Raw genomic sequence first — 21,309 nt, forward strand, 5'->3', positions numbered from 1 at the left:
TGCGGTTTGCCGCGTGGGCGATGCGCTCGGCGGCCTGCTCGGCGTCGGCCCTGACCTCCACTCCCAGATGCGCACTACGGTCCATCCGGCGTCTCTCGCCGCTTCGGTGTTCCTGGCGTCCCTTTCCATGTTGGTCGTGATCTTGGCTTCCGAGCGCGAGGCGTTCGGCCCTCGGAAATGCCGCGTGCCGTGGGATGGGCAGCCGTGCCAGAAGCAACCGTCGACGAAGACCGCGAGGGAGTACCGGGGCAGAACGAAGTCCGCCGTGCAGCGGGGAGCGACCTTACGGTGCAGCCGAAAGCGCAGCCCGAGGGCGTGGACGGCGCTCCTGAGGGTCTTTTCCGGTTCGGTGTCCCGGACGCGGCGGCCTCGGAGCTGTGCGCTCCAAGGGGTGCTCACCCATCCTTCGTGTGTGCTCACGAGGCCATGCTTCCACCTTGGGCGGTCATGCCGTGGGCGTGCTCCGGGTGGCAGACTGACCTAGGTGATCCGAGAACCCGCAGAACTCGACGTCGACGAGGCTGGCCGTGTGGAGATCCCGCTCGGGATCCTCGCCGAAGCAGGCATCAGCCCGGGTACCAGGCTGCTCGTGTTCAGCGACGGGGACGGGCGCATCGTGCTGAGGCGTGCAGACGACGCGATCAACGACCTGTTGCGGGAGGGAACCCTGTAGCGGCAGCCCCGACCGCCCGGGACTGCCGCCCTCACGCGGTCTCGTCGTCGAGGCCGACGGACACGGGGTGGAATCCATGCCGCAGGGCCTCTTCATAGACCTCCATCGCCTGCCTGGCCTGGGCCCCGGTCACCCGTCGCTCCTGGGAGAGCCGCTGCGCGACACGGTCGGCGAGCTGCCTGTCCACGGCGCGCAGGAGCCGGCCTTCGCGGGCCCAGTCCGCGAGAGCCTGCCACTCCTCGCTGGGGATGTCCTCGACGGCGGCTTCGGCCTCGTCGGACTCGGTGCTCTCGGGGGAGGCGATCTCGAAGGGCTCGGCCGTGAGTTCGGCGGTCAGCGCATCGGGGAGCGTCCACGGGATGCGGGAAACCTCGTCCCAGCAGTCGGGCTTCTTCGCCCACTCCGACACGTGCCGGTCGCCGGAGATCACCGTCTCCATGATCAAGGGACAGAGCTCGTCGAGGGCGTGCTCCAAGGCGTCCGTGGTGCCCTGCTCGTTCCAGATCCTGTCGAGGTCGATCCGCTTCTCGGCGGCGAGCGAGAGCCGGGCGACCGTGTAGGTCGTGATCAGTCGTTTGTGGCTGCCGGCAGAGTGCGCACGGGCGATCCGGTCGGCAGCCTGGAAGAGGACGGCGGTGGCTATGGCGCGCTTGCAGTACTGCACGTCCACGACGGGATCAGACTTCTCGATCCGCTCCATGAAGTGGGCGAAGTTCTTCTGGGCACCGCGACTCACCCAGTACGGGAGCTGCTCCCAGGAGTGCACGAAGGTGGCCAGGTCGGACTTGCTGAATCTCTGCCGGCTCGGCGTGATCAGCTTGAACTTGCGCTGGGCGGCGCGGGTCTCGTGCTCGGCGGACTTGTCGGTGTACTGTCCCCGCGCCCGCTCGTAGAACCATCGCGTCTCCTGACCGCTGCCGTCGGTCGCAGGAGCCCACAGGCTGCGGGAGACACGCTCGAAGGCGACGTGGAACTCGTGGTTCGAGCTGAAGTCGACCAACGTCACCTTGTTCTGGGTGTTGGAGTACTGGGAGATCCTCGGAACGATCTCGGACAGGTACGCGGGATCGACGATCGTGAGTTTCATCTGCACGTGGACCCCGTCCAGGTCCCGCTTGTCATGAGTCAGGACGTGGTGCAGCGAGGCGGTGGTCTGGCCGCCGTTGACGATCTGGAGGCCGGTCATGCTCCTGATGGCGACGGGACTGCCGTGCTCGTCGGTCTCGAAGTCCACGTCCGAGGCGGTGGCGGTCACGCCGTTGTTGTAGGCGAGGAAGCGGCCCGGATCCTTCAGCAGGGTTTCGCGGATGCCCTTGTTCACGCCACCACGGGTCTGGAGGAAGGACCGGACGTTGAGTTCGAGCAGCCGGGTCCGGTGCTCCTTGTACAGTTCGGCAAGCTGCCGGCCGGGGATGACGGCTAGGACGACCGAGTAGTTCGGCTCGTCGCTGTGCGCCGCCAGGCACGGAAGAGGACGCTCGAAGGTCACCTTGATGGGCTCGCCGATGCTCCCGGAGGTCTCGTGCCTGTGGAGCCGCGCAAGGTCCCAGAGCTCGTGTGTGACAGGGATCCCCTCAAACTCCCCGGGTCCCGGGGCACTCGTCGTGCTGACCCGGTTGCTCAGGAGAAAGAGGCGGATCTTCGGAACGTTCGACAGTGCCTTCTCCACACCGACGCACATGTCGTGCACGTCGGTGTTGTCCTCCTGGTTGGGGCGGATGGCCGCGTGCTTGCCCACGAACGCGAACAGCCTGCGGAAGAGCCTGTCGGACTCGGCCTTGGTCAGCTTGCTGCTCATCGGGGTCAGGTTGAAGTCGGTGGTGTAGAGATCGAGGCTGGACCCGTCCTCGGGCAGACCGTAGCCGTAGATCTCCAGCCCCCGGGAGGAGTGGTAGGCGAGCGCAGCGTCGGTGACCACCCCGGCCTCCTCGAGGATCTCGAGTACGTGTTGGGTGAACGTATTCGGGATCGAGCCGCCCTCGGCGTCCGCCAGCGCCTGGATGTCGGTCACCAGCGCGCGTGAGTAGTCGTGGAGGTCGTGCTCAGCCATGGGTTCCTCGGATCAGGTCGACGAGTGTCTCGGCGGTCACGCTGTGGGCGGTCAGTGCCGACACATCGATGGTGTAGGTGCAGTTGCCCACCCCAGGCGGCAGTTCGGCCTCGATGATGCGGGGGAAACCCTCCCCGACCGTCCAGAACTCGCTGCGACGCAGGGTGTAACGATCGTGGTCGTAGAGGTCCCGCTGATTCGGCAGATAGCCGGCTTGGACCAGCAGACTCTCGAAGCGCTGGGCAGCGGACGGTGAGGTCAGACGGGCCCGTATCTCGTCCACCAAGGCGTTCAGACTCCTGCCGAGCCCACTTTGCCGGTCGTCGAGGACGACCTGAGCCAGTGCGAGGAGCGTCGAGTCGGCCGTGTCCAGCTGCCGCTCACTCGCGATCTGGACCGTCCGGGGAGAGCGGGCTGTGGTCGTCTTCACCTCGACCGCGGCGCCGGGCAGCTGGAAGTCCTGGTTCGTCTGCCGAGGGCCCGTCCAGGAGCTGACGGCCGTGTGCTGGTCCACAGCCGGAAGTACGTACTCAAGGAGGAAGTGGAGTTCGCCGAAGAGACCGCACCGGGCCTGTCGGGACAGGCCGTCGCGCGATACGGAGCGCAGCAGCTGCTGCCACCGGACGTAGCGGCGAACCGCGGCCTCCGCCGCCGTCTCGGTTGTCGGTGCGTCCCGAACCACTTCTGCGATGTCGGTGACGAGCGGGGTGAAGACCTCGGTGAGTTCGTCGTCGGTGAGCACCACCTGGAGCTCGTAGTGGTTGCCGGACACCGACGACAGGTTCAGCTGCAGGCCACGGGTGGCCGGCAGTTCGTGGATCTCCTGACGGACGGTGTCGGCGGTCCTAGCGTCGGTGCCGAGCAGCAGCATCCGCCGGAGGGCAGGGTGCGTCACCGACACCTGGATGTCGTGCAGGGAGTCGGGGTGGAGCCGCCGGGTGGACCTGCCCGGAGTCTGCTGGTGGGCCTCCAGCTCCTGCCACACACTCTCGTCGATCACTCTTCGTCCTCGAAGTCGTCGAACTCCATGTCCTGCTTGAACCAGATGTCGTTCACCACGTACTCGGTCTTCAACTGGTGGCTGGAGAACGGAAAGCTGATGGCGAACCCGACCAGAGGGGCGACCGGCTCGGGGTTCCCCGACGAATTGGCCACCTCGGCAGGGCTGAGGGGATACAGCAGAAGCAACGGCTGGTCAGAGCGGCGCTGGTTACGCAGGGGCCGACCGCGGGGAGTGTCGGGGGCGAGGGGCTCGCCCTTCCTGTTGAGCTTGCCCCTCGCGGCCTCCTTAGTGTCCTTCAGCGCGCGCTCCTTCTGCTCGTCGGTCAGGTCGCAGAGTTCGTCGGCGGGGCTGAGTACGCGCTTGATCGTGTAGCGGCCGGGAACAACGTCCGAGGACTTGGAGTGGCTGCGCGTGATGAGGCCGACGGAATGGCCTGCGATCTCGGCCGCCGCTCCCTCGGTCAGTCGGCTGGCCAGGCGGATCGTCCAGTTGCCCAACTCACCCTGCCTGGCACACTGGCGTACGTACTCCGCGATGAAGGCCGGCCGCACCCGTTGGGCCTGCCGGTCGGTGAGGTAGGAGTCGAGGAAACCCTCGGTGACGTCCGAGGCTGCGACGCCACTCCAGGTAATGCTCCCGCTCCGCTCGTCTACCTTCCCGGCAGAGAGCGCATCGAGCCGCGCGACGAACGTGTCGAGCAGATCGTGGTTGTGGCGGACCACCTTCTCGGAAAGGTCAAAGATGGTCGTCTCGGGAAGCTCACCGGAGTAACTGAGGCGGACACGTGTGCCCTGCCTCATCTTGTTGGAGGCCGTGATGCCGAGGCCGAGCGACGAGGTCCTGACCTTGAGACCGTACTCGCGTGGAGTGAGTCCCACCGCGGACATCTCCTCGACGTCGCGCCGGAGTTCGTCGGTGGCCGCGGTGATCTCCGCGTACTGGCGCTGCAGCGTACGAGTCGTGTATAGCCGGCACAGGTCCTCGTAGTGGGGGCGGTAGCCGAACCAGCGACCCATCTGCAGCAGGGTGTCGTACGTCTTGGAGGCACGCAGGTAGTAGCTGACCGACAGCCCTTCGAGGGTCAGACCGCGGGAGAGTTTCTCGCCGCCCACGGCGATGACCGACAGGCCGGTCTCCCGGCGCTCGTAATACTGGAGAGCGTCCTTCGCGGCACCGTTGACAGCCATGACGGTGATCTTCGCAAGGGCTGCGTGGAGATGCGGTTCGACGTCCTCCCAGTCGAGCCTGCCCCCGGTCATGTCCTCGGTGCAGGGGACGAAGTCCTCATCCCAGAGCTCCCGCAGCTCTTCCTCGAGTTCTTGCCGTGCACTGCTGAACCGGTCCTGTTGAACGTCGAAAAGCAGACGCACATGGGCGTCGATCTGGTCGCGGACCTGCTGCTGTACGGCGGTGAAGCGGGTCACGTGCACCAGCATGGAGTTGTGCACGGCGACCTGCCCCCGTGCTCGACGTGCCGCGCAGGTCAGGACGAAGGACCGAATGGCTCGTTGCAGCGACTCCGGCAGGAAGTCAGGAACCTGGTCGTAGGACTTGTGCTTGTCCGGCACCCAGAGGTCCGTGTCCTTGATGTGCCTTATGAGCGGCAGCGGCTCGATGTCCTCCTCGTCGCCGTCGGTCTGCAGTCCGAAGACCCGCTCGGGACCGAGGTAGTTGGACGGCGCCCGCAGGGTGCGGATGAAACTCTCCGGAAAGAGGTCGGGGCCCAGCTCGCCGTGGTCCGTATCGGGGCTGATGTAGATGTTCGCGAAGGGGGTCGCGGTGTAGCCGACGTAGGACGCCTTCGTGAAGCTGTTGACCAACCGCCTGATGGCCTTGTTGATCGCCGACGGGTTGGTGTCGGGGTCCTTGGAGGTGTTCACCCCGGCGTTGTCGGCTTCGTCGTCGATCACGAACAAGGGGAGGTCGGGAACGACCATCCGGCCGGTCTCCGGGTCCTCCACGCCGTGGTTGTCGATCACCCAGTCCCGCAGGTTGTCGATGATCCGCCGGTTCTTCTTGACCACGAGGACCACCGGAACGCTGCCCACCGGCACGTTCGCGGAGACCGCCGTCTTGCGGGCGAAGTCCCCCTTCTCGTGACTGGTGGTGAGCGACGCGGCCTTCAGACGCTTGCCGTGCGACATCGCGCCAACACCGATATGACGATGCGCGTCGTCGTCCGAGCGGAACTGGTACTGGGTGTCGAACCCGAGGAGCCCCTCGTCGATACGGAGCTGCGTCTGGCTCCGCAGGTCGTTGTGGATCCCGGCGAACACCACGATGAGCCGGTAGCCGGCGTCAGCTGCCTTCGCGGCGAGCCCGATGAACTGCCCAGTCTTGCCGGACTGGACCTGTCCGATCACGAGCCCGGTCCGGCGCCAGACGCCTTCCCGCTGAGGGTCTTCCAGCTCGCCGAGGACGTCGTCGGTGCTCTGGTCGAGTCGGCGTACGACCTGCGTCGGGAGCTTGGAGACGGTCAGGAGGTAGCGCCGGTAGCGGTCCCAGAAGTCCCACTTCCGGTCGGCCTTCGCGTCGGCGAGCCAAGGTACGTGCCCCTCGTCGTCCTTCATCGCGGAGGAATCGGCCTGGAACACGGAGGCCCGGGCCTCGAGCACTTTCCGCACTTGGTCACGCTCCACTGTGATCCCTTGGGCAGCGAGGATGCTGACCGCGGTGTTCACGGCGAAGTCCACCTCGACCGGCGTTGCCTGGCGGTCACCGGGCAGGAGCAGCACCGCGGTCTGCTCGGCCTTCTCGAGACTGTCTTCGGGGGTGGTGCTCACAGCGACCTCCTGCGGCCGGGTCGGTTGGGCGTGGGGACTACCAGGTGTCAGGAGTTCCAGAAACCTTGTTGCTCGTCGAAGGGGGACATGGAGCTGAGTACTGCCCGGGCGTCCTCAGGCGAGCGGCCCTGTTCAAGGAGTGCTTCGTACACCTGGCGGGCGATGTCGACGGTCTCCGGAGCGGCCGGCCCCGGACCGCCGAAGGGTTCGGGGTCGTCGACCGTGTCTGTCTCGTGGAGCATGCGGAGCGCCGTGACCGGGACCGTCTCCTCAAGGAGGCGGATCATCGAGCGGACGACGTCCGGGTTGCCGCCCTGGTCGTCCATCGCTGCTTTTACCAAGGGATGTTTTCTGTTGATACGCAGAACGATCCGGCCGTCGTTGCGTTTCACGTTCCAGGCGAACTTCAGGGGGTCACCGTGCGCCCGCGACACGACTTGACCACGCTGTCGTGCGGAGCGGGAGGCCGCCTCGCGCGTGTACCTGGCGATCCTCTCCAGGTGACGCCGCAAGGAGACGGGTGGAACGACGCTCGCTTTGCGCACGTCCACGCCCCAGGCGGTGTCGGCCTCCGCAGGGATGTCCACAGCGATCCGCGCGAGGTTGTACTTCTCCTCGCGTCGGAGGCCGCGGATCCCGAGCCAGTCACCGGCCAGGATCAGGCGGTCACGGCGGTAGACATAGAACCCCTGCTGCCCCAGCCATCCCTTCTGCCCGGCAGCCGACTCGTATTCGGCTTCCGAGAGCCGCTGTGCCGTCGGGAGGACGAAGGGCTCCACGCGCACCGACTCCGATCCCAGCGGTAGAGGCTCCCAGGGGATCCGCTGGACCGACGGGTGCTTGGACAGAAACGGGTCCCACGGGGAGAGGTCGGAGCCACGTACCCGGATCCGGCACCGGGCCGGACGCTGCAGGAAACGGGCGAAGACCATCGCAAGGTGGGCTTCGGTACGCTCCGCCTCCGCGTAGAACTGGGCCTGCGTCTTTTCGTCGTCATTGGTCACGGCGGTGTTGTGGTAGCCGGAGAGCTGCTCCCACAGGACGACGGTCCCGTGCTGCATGCTTCCCGCGATCCGACGCAGCAGGGTGGTGGTCGTATCGCCGGGGTCACGGAGGAGCCGCCACTCCTTGTAGTGCTCCACGACGCCAAGGTCCCACGTCCGGACGTGCCAACTTCCGTCCCTGACCGTGGCGACGGTGAGCTTGCGGCACTGGGAGAACGAGGCCGACTTCAGCCCCACACCGAAACGGCCGAGATCCGTGGCACTCCGCTCGGCTGACGGACCGCGGGCCGCCACCGTCATGGCGGTCACAAGCTCGGGCTCCGTCATCCCCCTGCCGTCGTCCGTCACAGCGATCCAGGAGCTCTGTCCGTCCCATGTGAAGTCGACGTCGATGTTCCGGGCCTCAGCCGAGACACTGTTGTCCACAAGGTCTGCGACGGCGGCGGGAAGCGAGTAACCGAGCGAACTGAGCGACGCCACCATGCCAGCAGGGTCGGGAGCGGCGACGTCGAAGTCCATCTTCACGCTCCGTACCCGGTGTATCCGGTCAGTCCTGTGCGGTCGGTTCGCCTGTGTGCTCCAGGGAGCGGCTTGCGGCAGGACTTCTCGGGCTTCGCGTGGTGAGTGTGCTGCAACTCGTCCCACGCCAGCCGAAATCCCCCCGTTCGGAGCATCCTACCGAACGGGTCTCGTCTTTCGTCGTAGAGGCGATCTGGACGCCCCTGCGCCTGGGCAACACCGTGTCTAACCCGCTCCCGTCTCAACTGGTCGACGCCATCGATGCCGTGCCCAGCCCCAACTTCTTTGTGTCGTACAAGGTTGACCGGGTCGGATCGGCAACGCCGCCGCAGAAGCGGCTGAAGACCAGATTGGAGCGGTGGCTCGCCAGCTTGGACCCCGATCAAGTCCTTGCCGAGTACGAGCGAAAGGTGCCACTGCCCAAGCACACCTGGCAGGAGGCCGGCTGGTGTCTATCGTTCGAGGCGATTCCCCGTAGCCGCGGCAAGCGAGGTGATCCATCGAGCAGGACCATCGGCATGCACCCCCCGATGGCCTGGTTCTTCGGCGAGTCGAACCAGGTGTTCGACGCAGTCAAAAGGAAGGGCGGGAAGTACGGCGACCTGGCGCTGCCGTTCATCGTGGCGGTCGGCAACGCGACCCGTTCCCCGCAGACGAAGATGTCGAGCGCGCGTTGTACGGGACCTCGGTCGAGTACGCCCACGGCGCCACACCGGCCTCAGGTCGACAGCCCGGCGGCTACTGGACTGGCACCTGCGAGCACCCCCACAACCGCGTCAGCGGCGTGCTCATCGTCGACATCCCAGCGCCTTGGACCTGGACAAAGAACACCCCCGTCCTTTGGCAAAGCCCCGCCGCCGGCTCGCTCCCAGCTCCTGTCCTCCCTACGTGGGCAACTGCACAACTGGTCGATGTCCAGGTCGAACACCAGCCACCGGCCAACCCCATCAACACCGCCCTCGGCCTGCCTGAGCACTGGCCGGTCGGCGACGCCTTCCCCCGACGACAGTAGAGCAACCCATGCTGACTGCAGCAGCGGCTCCGGCTTCCGGCTTCCGGCTTCCGGCTTCCGGCTTCCGGCTTCCGGCTTCCGGCTTCCGGCTTCCGGCTTCCGGCTTCCGGCTTCCGGCTTCCGGCTTCCGGCTTCCGGCTTCCGGCTTCCGGCAAAGCTACATCGGGTGTCGGAGCCGTCCGTGCTCGTCACGGTGCCAGCGCACGCCGTGCGCGTTGGTGAACGACACGCTGCGAGCGTCACTCAACGACGCCATCGGCCAGCAGATCATCACCTTCAACCCGGCCGCCCACGTCGAACTCGACCCCGTGCGCAAGCCGAAGGCCCTGGTATGGACCAAGGAGCGGGTGACCGGGTGGCGCGAGACGGGTGACAAGCCGTCGCCCGTGATGGTCTGGACCCCGAAGCAGACCGGAGCGTTCCTCGACTTTGTAGCCGAAGACCGGCTGTACGCGATGTGGCACCTGATCGCCTTCCGGGGCCTGCGGCGCGGGGAGGCGTGCGGGCAGCCGTGGTCGGAGACCAGCCTGGACGCCCACTCCCTGACCGTGTCCGCGCAGCTCGTGCAGGACGGCTGGGACGTGGAGACGTCCGAGCCCAAGACCGACAGCGGGCACCGCGTGGTCGCGCTCGACGACGACACGGTCAACGTCCTCAAGCGGCACCGCGAACGTCAGGAAGCGGCACGCGAGGAATGGGGTACGGCCTGGGTCGAGACCGGCATGGTCTTCACCCAGGAGGACGGTTCCTGGCTGCATCCCGGCAAGGTGACCGACCTCTTCGAACGGCTCGTCGCCGCCTCCGGCCTCCCGCCGGTCCGGCTGCACGACCTGCGCCACGGCGCGGCCACGCTCATGCTCGCCGCCGGCGTGGACGTGAAGATCGTCTCCGACACCCTCGGGCGCAGCGACACCCGGATCACGCGGGACATCTACCAGAGCGTCCTCCCCGAGGTCGGCCGAGGCGCCGCCGAGGCCACCGCCAAGCTGGTCCCGCTCCAGCGGAGGGCTGAGGAGAAGAAGGCTGCTCGCAAGGCCGGCAAGAAGGCGAAGGGCACGAAGTCCGGCAAGATCAAGAAGAAGGCCAAGCGGAAGAAGTCTGGGACGTAGTACGCCGACGTTCCGCTCATTCATCGCTCCGCACTGATCTTCCCCTCGTACACAATCCAGGACCCCGGCCCGCCCATCCCGAAGGCGTGGCACTGCTTCGACAGGTGCCCTAGAGTCATCGTGTGACGAAGCGCGAAGACAACACTCTAGTCGTGTTAACTGCACTACCGGTGGAGTACATGGCTGTAAGTGCCCACCTATCGGATTTGGAGCGCATCAATCATCCCGCTGGGACGATCTTCGAGTGCGGTCGGCTTCCTGGCACCCCCTGGCACGTGTACCTCGCCGAGACCGGCGAAGGAAATGCAAATGCAGCTGTAATTACTGAGCGTGCGATCAACGCATTCAGACCAGCTGTGGTCCTGTTCACTGGCGTCGCCGGCAGGATGAAACATGATATCGAACTGGGTGATGTCGTGGTATCCACGCGCCTTGCTGCCTATCATGGAGGCAAGCAAGACGGCGACCAATTCAAAGCAAGACCTCAAACCTGGGAGACTTCGCACGCCTTGCAGCAGATCGCACGTTACGTCAATCGCGATGGAATCTGGCACAACCAGCTTCCACAATTGAGCTCGGGACGTACTCCGCAAGTCCACCTGAAGCCGGTTCTGGCTGGCGAAGTCGTGCTGGATTCTGCGCAGTCCGACCTACGACAGTATCTCGAAGAGCATTACAACGGATCCGCTGCAATCGAGATGGAGGGTGCTGGCGCTGCTGGTGCTGCCCATCTGGCTGGTGCCTTACCTTTTCTTGTCATTCGCGGCATCAGCGACGCCGCCGACGGCAGTAAACAGAGCTCCGATGCGGATGGTTGGCAGGAGGTAGGGGCACGGCACGCAGCTGCCTTCACTATCGCGATGATCCGAGCACTTCCCGCGCCTACGCAGACCTGCGCCGACGGTTTCCTCGATGAGCCGGTGGAGGTTAAGCAACCATCAGTCGTTCCGATCACCGATCCCGTCTGGAGAGCCCTGGATTCCCCGGCCACGGTGAAGTGGCGTTCCGATATCCAGCAGGATTGGTGGTCTATTGAGCCACCCACCCTTGAAGTTCATCTCGTCCCTGTTGGGCCGATGGGACGTTTGGATGTCCGGCGCCTACATCGACTGAGGGATGAATTGCTCACCTTAGGGCGTGCACAACGCCTCTTCTTGGCCACCGAGCAGGTAGACGTTGATTCGACATCCGAGCATACCGTCGTGGGAATAAATGACCCACGTGGGCGGAATAGGGCTTTAGCCGTTCTTCGGTCCGGGCAACGTACAACCTGGGAACTCCTGCCGAAGCCTGGCATCTCGGCAATCATCGACGTTGGCAACATACGGCAGCGTTTGACTTACTTACTGGGCTTGCTTTGCTCGCTCGACCTGCCAGCCGTCGAGAGCTTCGCGCCTGCGGTGGGGATCAGCCAAAGCAACCTCATCGAAGAAGGCCGACTAGATCAGGTCAACCCGAACGTTAGTCATCCGTGCAGGATGACCAAGCCCGCGAGGGTCGGCGCAGAGGAACTCATCACTGCCTCCGAAATCGTAAACTCGTTGGAGTCCGTCGCCGAGGAACTATCGCTTCGACTCGTGCATGCTTTCCGGGAAGTTTGCACATAACGCCCCCTTGCTAGGTACCTCGCCGGCCGGAGAATTGAACATGCGTCACTATGATGAGCCACGGATGATCACGGCGCTTCACCTTCATTCCAAAGCTTGGTCAGAAGTCTGGCAAATAGACTGTACTGCTCCCCTCTCCGATACTTGATGACCGGCGTATCCCAACCATGCCGATCGGCGCGGTACGGAGTCAGATATACGACTCGCTCCGTGAGGACGATGCGACCCACGTGTGGGAAATTGTAGCCGCGTACCTCTAGATGACCATTAGTCACGTAAGGCGAAAGATAATCATAGGTTGCTGCAACTTGACGACGCAGTAACCCAGTTCCAAATGCCGAGTCGAACGCTCGGAGTTCCTGCTCCCGGTCGTTTAGCCAATCCGTACGACCTGCAGGCACATCCATCTGCGGAAGCAGAATCCGGCAACGGCATTGACCCGATTCACAACGACGCAGCAAATCCCCGAATGGTTCCCGCTGAAGATCCATGCCACGGCTGGTCCAGATCACGACCTCACGAGCAGCACCCAGTTCCTTCCTAAGATCCTGCGCAGCGTCACGCCCGGTAGTGAAGATCTCCTCAACATCCAAATGAAGGATGTGCGCCGCCCCACTTCGCAGCACACGCCGGGCAGTCTTTGACAACGCCCAGGCCACAGCAACGAATAGGGCACTCGCTACCAGAGACACGGCTATGTCCCGCACCAACATCGTTTCCCCTCGGTCGGTACCAATCCACCCCTGCAGTTGCTCGAACTAGTCCCCGTGCCCGCTGCCTCGCAATCGCCCCACAGAGTCGTCTTCGGACACGGACCGAGAATGTGCCGCTTGGCATCAACTTGAGCGTCCCGCCCACGGCGTTACTGTGGGGCTCCTGCCAAGCTCGGGATGGCCATGGTCGCCGAGAATCACCTCGCGCTACCCGCGCACTGACGGCGTCGTCAGCGTCCCGAAGCAACATCGCACGCACCTCAAAGCGGCCCGCGCGGAGTGGAGCGCCGGCCAGGCAGAACGGCATGATCTTCGCTGCGGGAACGGCTCCTGGTACACCCGGCAGGTAACCGAGCAGCGCGAACGACTATCGCCGCTTCCGGCCTTCCGCCAGGCCAGCTGTACGACCTAAGCCGCAGGCACCCACTGTGATCCTCGCCCCCGGCGTCGACATGAAAGTCTTCTGCGACACCGTCGGGCGCAGCGGCACCCTCTCCACCAGAGCGTCCTGCCCGAGACCCGCCGGGGCGCCGCCGAAGCCAGGCGATGAAGAAGACCACCTGAAGACGCCAAGACGTAGTCGTCGCGCTCACGCATCGCTCACGCAAGCGGGCTCGTGCTGCATCGGCCGTGTCGCACGCCATGCCCTGCTACATGCAAAAGGCCAGGTCACGGGGTGTGTGACCTGGCCTTTGGTGGAGCCGCCTAAGGGAATCGAACCCTTGACCTACGCATTACGAGTGCGTCGCTCTGGCCGACTGAGCTAAGGCGGCAGGTTGCGGGCCGGGGCCCTGGCAACGGCGACAAGTTTACACAGTTCCCCGGGGTCCTCCGCACGCGGTTTGGGGAGTGGGCTAGCGGCAGCGCTTGCCGTCCTGGGGTGGGGTGCCTTCCAGGAGGTAGGTGCCGACCGCGTCGTCGATGCAGCCGTTGCCCCGGGCGTACGCCGTGTGGCCGTCGCCCTCGTACGTCAGCAGCACGCCCTCCTCGAGCTGGGCCGCCAGGCTCTCCGCCCAGACGTACGGGGTCGCCGGGTCGCGGGTGGTGCCGACGACCAGGATCGGGTCGGTGCCGGCGGCCTCGATGCGGTTGGCTTCGCCGGTGGCGGTGACGGGCCAGTCGGCGCAGTTCAGGGCGGCCCAGGCGAAGTCGCGGCCGAAGACCGGGGAGTCCGCCTCGAAGTCCGGGACCAGCTTCTCGACGTCCGCCGGGGTCTCGAAGGGGGGCGGCTGGTCGATGCAGTTCACGGCGGCGAAGCCGTACATCATGCTGCCGTACGAGCCGTCCGGCTCGCGTTCGAAGTACATGTCCGCCAGCGCCAGCAGCCCGCTGCCGTCCTTGCGCTCCATCGCGTCCGTCAGGGAGTCGCGGAGCTGCGGCCAGAAGTCCTCCTGGTACATCGCCATCAGCACGCCCATCGTCGCCAGCGGCTCGCCCAGCTTCCGCTGCTCGCCGGTCGGCACCGGCTTCGCGTCGAGGCGGTCCAGGAAGTCGCGGAGCTGCGCGCCCGCCTCCTCGGCGCTGCCCGTACCCAGCGGGCAGTCGGAGCGCTGGACGCAGTCCTCGGCGAAGGAGTCGAAGGCGGTGGTGAAGCCGGCGTTCTGGTCGAGGTTCAGTTGCCGGGAGGTGAGGGACGGGTCCATCGCGCCGTCGAGGACCAGGCGGCCGGCGCGCTGCGGGAAGAGGCCCGCGTAGGTGGCGCCGAGCATCGTGCCGTACGAGGCGCCGACGTACGTGAGCTTCTTGTCGCCGAGGACGCCGCGGAACACGTCCATGTCCCGGGCCGCCTCCTCCGTCGAGACATGGCCCAGCAGGTCACCCGCGCGCTTCGCGCAGCCCTGGGCGAAGCGGTCGAAGGACGCGGTCAGCGCCTCGACCTCGCCCTCGTCGTCGGGCGTCTGGTCGACCTGGGTGTGCGCCTCGAACTCCTTGTCCGTCAGGCACTTCACCGGCTGGCTGCTGCCCACGCCGCGCGGGTCCATCGCCACGATGTCGTACCGGGCCCGGACGTCGGCCGGATATCCGATGCCCGCGAAGTTCTCCATGAACTCGATCGCCGAGGCGCCCGGGCCGCCCGGGTTCACGTGCAGCGAGCCCAGGCGCTCGCCGGGGTCTTCGGCCTCCTTGCGGGCCACCGCCAGCTTCAGGTCCCCGCCGTCCGGCTCGGCGTAGTCCATCGGTACGCGCAGCGTCGTGCAGTCGAAGCCGGGGGCGTCGTCGCACTCGGTCCAGCGCAGCTTCTGCTCGTAGTACGGCCTCAGGTCCGCGGGGATCTTCGCCGGGAGCGGCTGGAGCACCTTGCTGACGCTGCCGGCGCGGGCGGCGTCGGCCCCGCTGCCGCCGGTCTCCGTGCCGCCGTCGTCGGATCCGGCGGAGTCACACCCGGCGGCGGTGATCAGCACCAGCAGCGCGGCGACGGGTGCGGCCGTACGGAACAGGCTGCGGAATTCCATGCGCCTGAGCGTAACCGCTGGAGGTGGGGCCTCCACCCGGTCACCCTCTCCCCGTACGAGTGACGCGGGGGCGGGAGGGGGCCGGGCGCCGCTTCGCGTTCTCTACGGCTTGCGCAGCGTCACCGTCATCGCCTCCAAAGCCAGCAGCGGCGCCACGTTCCGCTCCAGCGCGTCCCGGCACTCCATGATCGCGTCGATCCGCCGCAGCGTGATCTCCGCGCTGCTCTCCTCCGCGATCCGCCGCAGCCCGTCCCCCACGTCCGCGCACGGCAGCAGCGAGGCGTCGGCCACCGCGCCGAGCTGGAGCGCGAGCACGTCCCGGTAGAAACCCGCGAGGTCGGTGAGGGCCAGGTCGAGGCTGTCGCGCTGGCTGCGCGTCGCCCGGCGCTTCTGGCGCTCCTGGAGGTCCTTCATCACGCCCGCCGTACCGCGCGGCATCCGGCCGCCGGGCTGCGCGCCGAGCGCCGTGCGCATCTCCTCCGTCTCCTGCTCGTCGAGCTCCTCCGCCCGCTCCTTCGCCGCGTCCGCCGCGACCTCGACCAGCTCCTGCGCCGCGCGCAGGCAGCCGCCGATGTCGTCGACGCGCAGCGGTATCCGCAGCACCGCCGCCCGGCGTTCGCGGGCGCGGTCGTCGGTGGCCAGCCTGCGGGCCCGGTCGAGGTGGCCGCCGGCGGCGCGGGCGGCGGACTCGGCGACCGCGGGGGTGATGCCGTCGCGCTGGACGAGGACGGCGGCGACCGCCGCAACCGCGGGGGTGCTGAGGGAGAGGTGGCGGCAGCGGGAGCGGATCGTGGGCAGCACGTCCTCCAGCGACGGGGCGCAGAGCAGCCACACCGTGCGCGGGGCGGGCTCCTCGATGGCCTTCAGCAGGACGTTGCCCGCGCCCTCCGTGAGGCGGTCGGCGTCCTCGACGACGATGACCTGCCAGCGGCCGCCGGAGGGGGCGAGCTGGGCGCGGCGGACCAGCTCCCGGGTCTCCTTGACGCCGATGGTGAGGAGGTCGGTGGCGACGACGGTGACGTCCGCGTGGGTGCCGACGAGGGCGGTGTGGCAGCCGTCGCAGAAACCGCACCCGGGGCCGGCGGACACGCGGTCGGGGCTGACGCACTGGAGGGCGGCGGCGAACGCGCGGGCCGCCGTCGCCCGGCCGGCGCCCGGCGGTCCCGTGAAGAGCCAGGCGTGCGTCATCGCGGAGGTGGAGTGGGGCTCGGCGGGCGCCGCCGGGTGGCCGCCGGGGGCGGCGGTGCCGGCTTCCGCCGTGACCCGGGCGTCGGCGGCGCGGGCGGCGGCGGCCAACTGCTCGCCGACCCGCTGCTGCCCGACCAGCTCGTCCCACACCGCCATGGCACCGTCCCTCCGTCGTCCGCCGACCATTGTGCTGCACGCCACTGACAGCCGGCCGCCGGTCGCTCCCCCGTCCCTCAGTGGTGGTGCCCGTGCTGGTGGCCGTGGCCGTGGCCGTGGCCCTTGCCGTCGCCGTGGCCCGTGCCGTGGCCCGTGCCGTGGTGGTGGCCGTGGCCCCGGCGGCGCCAGCTGATCGCGTCCGGGTCGCGCGGCGCCCGGTCGACCACCAGGGCGCCCGCGGTGAGCATCAGCCCCGCCACGGAGGCGGCGTTCTCCAGCGCGGTACGGGGCACGCGGACCGGGTCGAGGACGCCGGCCGCCGGCAGATCGCCGTACGTGCCGGTGTCCGCGTTCCAGCCGTGGCCCGGCGGGAGCGCGGCCGTCTCGGCGACGACCCGGGCGCCGTCCGCGCCGGCGTTGTCGGCGAGCTGCCGCAGCGGAGCGGTGAGGGCGGCCCGTACGGCCAGGGCCCCCGCCCGCTCGTCGGCGGAGAGGGCGCGGGCGTCGCTCCCGCCGGGCGGGGTTCGCGCGGGCTCCGTACGGGCCGCGCTCCCCGGCCCCGTACCGTCCAGCAGCGCGTCCACCGCCTCCCGCGCTCCCGCCAGCCCCGTGCCGCCGCCCGGCGTGACGCCGTCGGCGAGCGCCGCCCGTACCGCCGCCACCGCCCCCGCGACCCGCTCCCGGCGCTCCGCCCGCTCCGGGTCAGTGGCGCCGCCGACGCGCAGCACCGCCACCCCGCCCGTCAGCCGGGCCAGCCGCAGTTCCAGCACCTCCCGGTCGAAGTCGGACGCCGCCTCGGCCAGCGCGTACTCCAGGTGTGCCACGCGCCGCGCCACCGCCTCCGCGGCACCCGCGCCCCGTGACACCGTGGTCGTCCGCCTCGTCACGACGACCCGCTCGGCCCGCCCCAGCGACGACAGGTCCGTGTCGCGAAGCAGCATCCCCTTCTCCGGCAGCACGACCTCCGCCCCCGTGAGCGCCGCCAGGTCCTCCAGGTGAGCCAGCCGCCGCGCGCCCAGCGCGGGCGCGGGGACGGCGGCGGAGAGGAGCGTGCCGCGCAGGCGGTTGGCGACCAGCGCCGCGAGCGCGTCCTGCTGCACGGAGTCCGCGACGACCAGCAGCGGGCGGCCGGTGGCCGCGACCCGCTCCATGACCGGCAGCAGGTCGCCGGGCCCGGCGACGCGCCCGTGGTGCAGCAGGACGTACGGGTCCTCCAGCACCGCCGTGCCCTGCTCGGGGTGGGTCATCATGAACGGGCTGAGGAAGCCGCGGTCCAGCCGCAGCCCCTCCGTGAACTCCAGCTCCACGCCCGCCACATGCGCCTCCTCCACGGAGATCGCCGCGTTCCGCCCGGCCTTGGCGAAGGCGCGGGCGACCAGTTCGCCCAGCCCGGGGTCGCGGGCCGCCGCGGCGGCGACCCGCGCGGTGTCCTGTTCGCCGTCGACGGCGCGGGCGGTGGCGGTCAGGTGCGCGGCGGCCGCCGCCGCGCCGGCGTCGAGGCCGCGGCGTACGGCGACGGGATCGGCCCCGGCGGTCACCGCCCGCAGCCCGGCCTCGAAGAGCGCCCGGGTGAGCACGATGGTCGTCGTCGTGCCGTCGCCCGCGGCGCGGCGGGTGCGGGTGGCGGCCTGGCGGACGAGGGAGGCGCCGAGGTTCGCGTACGGGTCGGAGAGCCGGACGGCGTCGGCGACGGTGGCGCCGTCGCGGGTGGCCACGGGACCGGAGGCGGCGCCGGCCCCGCCGCCGGCTCCCGTGCCCCCGGCCCCGCGGCCGGACCCGGACCCGGAGCCGGCGCCCTCGGCACCGGCCCGGGATCCGGAACCGGAAGCGCCGGCCCCGTAGCGGCCACTACGGGAGCCGGCCGACCCCGGCCCCGTACCGCCGAGCACCACCAGCCGCCCCCGCGGCCCCAGCGTGACCCGGGCCGCGTCCGCCACCGCGGCGACGCCGCGGCGCAGCGCGGCCCGCGCCGCGTCCTCGAAGAGCAGTCCGCTCACTGCTCGTCGTCGTCCCCGCTACCGAACCGGCCCCGCTCCATGATGAGCGCGGCCTGCATCATCGCCCGCGCGTAGCCGGTGTCGTACAGCTCCATGCCGTGGCCGCCGCCGCCCACGTCCTTGTACTGGTTGCTCTGGTCGGAACCGTTCTCCCGGTCGAAGTCGTTCGCGCGCGGGTGCTCGGCGAGGATGCCGCGCGGGTAGCCGGCGCGGACGAGCTGGCGCATGAAGCCGAACATGTCGGTCTCGCCGTTGTCCGGGAACACCTCGGCGTACTTCACCTGCGGCTCGTCCACGCGCACGTTGCGGTAGTGGATGTGGTTGACCCGGTCCTTCCGGCTCATCCAGCGGAGGAAGTCGACGGAGTCGAAGCCGACCTCCGCGGTCACGCCCGCGTGCACGGTCATGCCGTTCGACGGGCTGTCGACGGTCTCGACCATCCGCTTCCAGTCCGCGACCGAGCCCATGATCTGCGGGTTGCCCCGGCTGATCGCGGCGGGCGGGTCGTTGGGGTGCACGGCCATGCGCACGCCCGCCTCCTCGGCGACGGGCATGACCTCGCGCAGGAAGTGCTCGTAGTGCTCCCAGAGTTCGTCGCGGGTGAACGCGGGCACGCCGTCGGGGCGCGGGAGGTCGCGGACCTTGACGCCGTCCACCTCGTGGTCGAGGTCGAAGGCGGTGTAGCCGGCGCCGATGCGGTCGGTCTCGTCGATCTCCTCGTAGTAGCCCTCCTTCAACCGGTGGACGTACCAGTTGTATTCGACGACGCCGATGCCCGCCTCGCCCGCGGCCCGCAGCGAGGTCTTCATGTCCTCGATGGCCTGGTCCCGGCCGTCCTCGCCGCGTACCACCGCGTCCGGGGCGCTGATGAGGTACGCCGTGACGTGCATGCCCATGTCCTCGACGCGCTCGCGGTCGGCGCGCAGTTCGGCGGCGTCCCAGGGGACGGGGGGCACGTCGGTGACGAGCGCGCCGGTGATGCCGGCCTGCCGCCAGCGGCGCACGGTGGCCTCGCTGGGGTTGCGGGACATCCACTGGCAGAGCTTGGGGGTGTCGGGTCCTTCACGGACGTCGTCGGGCCAGTTCAACTGCGGGAACGGGGCGTTGCCGCCGGGGCCGCCGCCCGGGCCGCTGCCGCCGCCGCCCGGGCCGGGCGCGGCGAACGCGGCGCCCGCGCCGCCCGCCGAGGCGCCGATCGCCGCGGCCGCGGCGGCGGTGGAGCCGCGTTTCAGGAACGATCTGCGCGAACTGCCGTCGTGCGCGGGGGATTCCATACGTCACCTTCGCTTTCTGTGCTCTGCCGGCTGCCTGATGCTGCGGTAGTGCGTCGTGCGGGGTGCGTAGTACGTGGTGCGTACAGCTAGTGCGCCGTACAGGGTACGCGGCCGCACAGGGGGATGCGCGCAGCGTACGTACCGGATCCATCGCCGTTAAGGGCGAGTTGCGGATGGCGCCATTCGCGAACCGAATCGAGCGGGCTTCCCTGCACGCATTCGCTTTCCTGATGAATGCATACGGAAACTAACGCTGCGGGATCGCTCCCATATCCCGGGACCCGCACCTATGGTGAGCCGCAGAATTCCCGGAATCCTTACGGAGGACCCCCACATGCAGGAATCCGAGAACGGCACCGGCACGCGTTCCAGGCGCACCGTACTGGGACTCGGCGCAGCCGCCGCCGCGGGCGGCCTCGGGCTCGGCGCACTCGCATTCCGACCGGCGGAAGAACAGGTCGAGTTCCTCACCCAGAAAGTCAGCAGGGCGTCGAAGCCGAGCAAGTTGAAGATCACGGACCTGCGGGTGGCGGTGCTGGAGGGCGTGCCCTTCACCAGCCCGATCGTCCGCATCGAGACCAACCAGGGCATCTCCGGCTGGGGCGAGGTGCGCGACGACGCCGACAAGCGCTACGCGCTGGAGCTGAAGAGCCGGCTTCTCGGCGAGAATCCGTGCAACGTCGAGATGCTCTTCACACGCCTCAAGCAGTTCGGCAACCACGGCCGCCGCGGCGGCGGCGTCTCGGGTGTCGAGATGGCGCTGTGGGATCTGGCGGGCAAGGCGTACGGCGTGCCGGTCTTCCAGATGCTCGGCGGCGCGTACCGCAGAAAGATACGCCTCTACACCGACACCACCGAGTCCGAGGACCCGAAGGTCTACGCGCAGCGCATGAAAGAGCGCGTCGAGATGGGCTTCACCTTCCTCAAGATGGACCTCGGCCTGGAAATCGTGCAGGACCTGCCGGGCGCGGTCGTCGGCAAGAGCCTCTACGACGGCAACCTCCAGCAGTACGACGGCACGCCCGGCGGCTACGGCATGACCGAGCACGGCCTCACCATGGTGCAGATCACCGACAAGGGCCTGGACGCCATGGCGGAGTACGTGGAGGCGGTGCGGGACGCCGTCGGCTACGACATCCCCATGGGCATGGACCACTTCGGCCACTTCGACGTCAACACCGCGATCCGGCTGGCGAACCGCTTCGAGCGCTACAACCTCGCCTGGCTGGAGGACCTGGTGCCGTGGTTCCGCACCGACGACTGGAAGGAGATCACGAAGGCCGTCAACGTCCCGACCATGACCGGTGAGGACATGTACGGCCTGGAGTCGTTCCGCACCCTCGTCGACGAGGGCGCCGTCGACCTGGTCCAGCCCGACCCGGCGACCGCCGGCGGCATCCTGGAGACCAAGCGCATCGGCGACTACGCGCGCGAGCACGGCATGGCGATGCCGCTGCACTACGCGGGCTCGCCCATCGGCGCGATGGCCAGCGCGCACATCGCCGCCGCCACCGAGAACTTCGTCTGCCTGGAGTACCACGCCAGCGACGTGAAGTTCTGGAACGACCTCATCGCGGGCGGCGAGCCGCTGCTCAAGGACGGCTTCTACCACGTGACCGACGCCCCGGGCCTGGGCGTGGAGCTGGACGAGAAGGAGATGGCCAAGCACCTGGCCGAGGGCGAGAAGCTCTTCGCGCCGACGAAGGAGTGGAACGACAACCCGGCCTGGGACCGCACCTGGAGCTGAGCCGGGACCGGCCCGCACGGC

General features: G+C 68.3%; 12 protein-coding genes, 1 tRNA gene and 2 pseudogenes. 4 read left to right on the forward strand and 11 right to left on the reverse strand.

Features of this window, described 5'->3' with window-relative positions:
* Window positions 1–261: 261 nt before the first annotated feature.
* Window positions 262–420, reverse strand: a pseudogene (locus DMB38_RS36885) (very short patch repair endonuclease); the annotation flags it as partial.
* 64 nt (window positions 421–484) lie between these two features.
* On the opposite strand from DMB38_RS36885, the gene DMB38_RS15090 reads away from it, so the two are divergent.
* Entirely contained in the window at window positions 485–673 is a 189-nt protein-coding gene (locus DMB38_RS15090; protein ID WP_125935632.1) for an AbrB/MazE/SpoVT family DNA-binding domain-containing protein, read from the forward strand.
* Window positions 674–704: 31 nt separating this feature from the next.
* On the opposite strand, the gene DMB38_RS15095 is transcribed toward DMB38_RS15090, so the two are convergent.
* From DMB38_RS15095 to DMB38_RS15110, 4 genes are read right to left on the reverse strand one after another with little or no spacing between them, the layout of a single operon-like run.
* Entirely contained in the window at window positions 705–2,723 is a 2,019-nt protein-coding gene (locus DMB38_RS15095; protein WP_125935633.1) for an AIPR family protein, read from the reverse strand.
* Window positions 2,716–3,723, reverse strand: coding sequence for a PD-(D/E)XK motif protein (locus DMB38_RS15100; protein ID WP_125935634.1), 1,008 nt, complete (start codon window positions 3,721–3,723; stop codon window positions 2,716–2,718). Before DMB38_RS15100 ends, DMB38_RS15095 begins: the two co-directional genes overlap by 8 nt.
* On the reverse strand, window positions 3,720–6,509 hold the full coding sequence (locus tag DMB38_RS15105) for a Z1 domain-containing protein (RefSeq protein WP_125935635.1): 2,790 nt from the start codon (window positions 6,507–6,509) through the stop codon (window positions 3,720–3,722). Before DMB38_RS15105 ends, DMB38_RS15100 begins: the two co-directional genes overlap by 4 nt.
* Window positions 6,510–6,556: 47 nt before the next feature.
* A complete protein-coding gene (locus tag DMB38_RS15110; RefSeq protein ID WP_125935636.1) occupies window positions 6,557–8,032 on the reverse strand; it encodes an ATP-binding protein in 1,476 nt (491 codons plus the stop codon).
* A 1,239-nt stretch (window positions 8,033–9,271) separates the two neighbouring features.
* Here DMB38_RS15110 and DMB38_RS15125 point away from each other — a divergent pair.
* Both DMB38_RS15125 and DMB38_RS15130 read left to right on the forward strand, forming a co-directional pair.
* Window positions 9,272–10,153 (forward strand): annotated as a pseudogene (locus DMB38_RS15125) (site-specific integrase); the annotation flags it as partial.
* Window positions 10,154–10,275: 122 nt separating this feature from the next.
* Window positions 10,276–11,760 (forward strand): 5'-methylthioadenosine/S-adenosylhomocysteine nucleosidase, encoded by a 1,485-nt coding sequence (locus DMB38_RS15130; protein WP_125935637.1) that lies wholly within the window; start codon window positions 10,276–10,278, stop codon window positions 11,758–11,760.
* A 68-nt stretch (window positions 11,761–11,828) separates the two neighbouring features.
* Here DMB38_RS15130 and DMB38_RS15135 read toward each other — a convergent pair whose 3' ends face one another.
* From DMB38_RS15135 to DMB38_RS15160, 6 genes are all read right to left on the reverse strand, one after another.
* Window positions 11,829–12,419 carry a hypothetical protein gene (locus DMB38_RS15135; RefSeq protein ID WP_164716010.1) on the reverse strand — a complete coding sequence of 197 codons (591 nt, stop codon included), beginning with the start codon at window positions 12,417–12,419 and terminating at the stop codon, window positions 11,829–11,831.
* A gap of 750 nt (window positions 12,420–13,169) precedes the next feature.
* Window positions 13,170–13,246, reverse strand: a tRNA-Thr gene (locus DMB38_RS15140).
* A gap of 81 nt (window positions 13,247–13,327) precedes the next feature.
* Window positions 13,328–14,926, reverse strand: a complete 1,599-nt coding sequence (locus DMB38_RS15145) for an alpha/beta hydrolase (RefSeq protein WP_125935639.1) — start codon at window positions 14,924–14,926, stop codon at window positions 13,328–13,330.
* Window positions 14,927–15,028: 102 nt separating this feature from the next.
* A complete protein-coding gene (locus DMB38_RS15150; protein ID WP_125935640.1) occupies window positions 15,029–16,270 on the reverse strand; it encodes a DNA polymerase III subunit delta' in 1,242 nt (413 codons plus the stop codon).
* A gap of 77 nt (window positions 16,271–16,347) precedes the next feature.
* Window positions 16,348–18,267: a chaperonin GroEL gene (groEL, locus tag DMB38_RS15155; protein ID WP_125935641.1), complete on the reverse strand. Its 1,920-nt coding sequence runs from the start codon at window positions 18,265–18,267 to the stop codon at window positions 16,348–16,350.
* Window positions 18,264–19,541, reverse strand: coding sequence for a mannonate dehydratase (locus DMB38_RS15160; RefSeq protein WP_125935642.1), 1,278 nt, complete (start codon window positions 19,539–19,541; stop codon window positions 18,264–18,266). Before DMB38_RS15160 ends, groEL begins: the two co-directional genes overlap by 4 nt.
* 334 nt (window positions 19,542–19,875) lie before the next feature.
* On the opposite strand from DMB38_RS15160, the gene DMB38_RS15165 reads away from it, so the two are divergent.
* The gene (locus DMB38_RS15165) at window positions 19,876–21,288 is read left to right on the forward strand and encodes a mandelate racemase/muconate lactonizing enzyme family protein (RefSeq protein WP_125935643.1); all 1,413 of its coding nucleotides are present in this window, start codon (window positions 19,876–19,878) and stop codon (window positions 21,286–21,288) included.
* Window positions 21,289–21,309 lie beyond the last annotated feature (21 nt).

Source organism: Streptomyces sp. WAC 06738 (assembly GCF_003945505.1).
Taxonomy (GTDB): domain Bacteria; phylum Actinomycetota; class Actinomycetes; order Streptomycetales; family Streptomycetaceae; genus Streptomyces.

Excerpts from the sequence above, each read along its gene's own strand:
- DMB38_RS15150 (WP_125935640.1), bottom strand. The coding sequence starts at position 16,270 with ATGGCGGTGTGGGACGAGCTGGTCGGGCAGCAGCGGGTCGGCGAGCAG.
- DMB38_RS15095 (WP_125935633.1), bottom strand. The coding sequence starts at position 2,723 with ATGGCTGAGCACGACCTCCACGACTACTCACGCGCGCTGGTGACCGAC.
- DMB38_RS15110 (WP_125935636.1), bottom strand. The coding sequence starts at position 8,032 with ATGGACTTCGACGTCGCCGCTCCCGACCCTGCTGGCATGGTGGCGTCG.
- DMB38_RS15160 (WP_125935642.1), bottom strand. The coding sequence starts at position 19,541 with ATGGAATCCCCCGCGCACGACGGCAGTTCGCGCAGATCGTTCCTGAAA.
- DMB38_RS15145 (WP_125935639.1), bottom strand. The coding sequence starts at position 14,926 with ATGGAATTCCGCAGCCTGTTCCGTACGGCCGCACCCGTCGCCGCGCTG.
- DMB38_RS15165 (WP_125935643.1), top strand. The coding sequence starts at position 19,876 with ATGCAGGAATCCGAGAACGGCACCGGCACGCGTTCCAGGCGCACCGTA.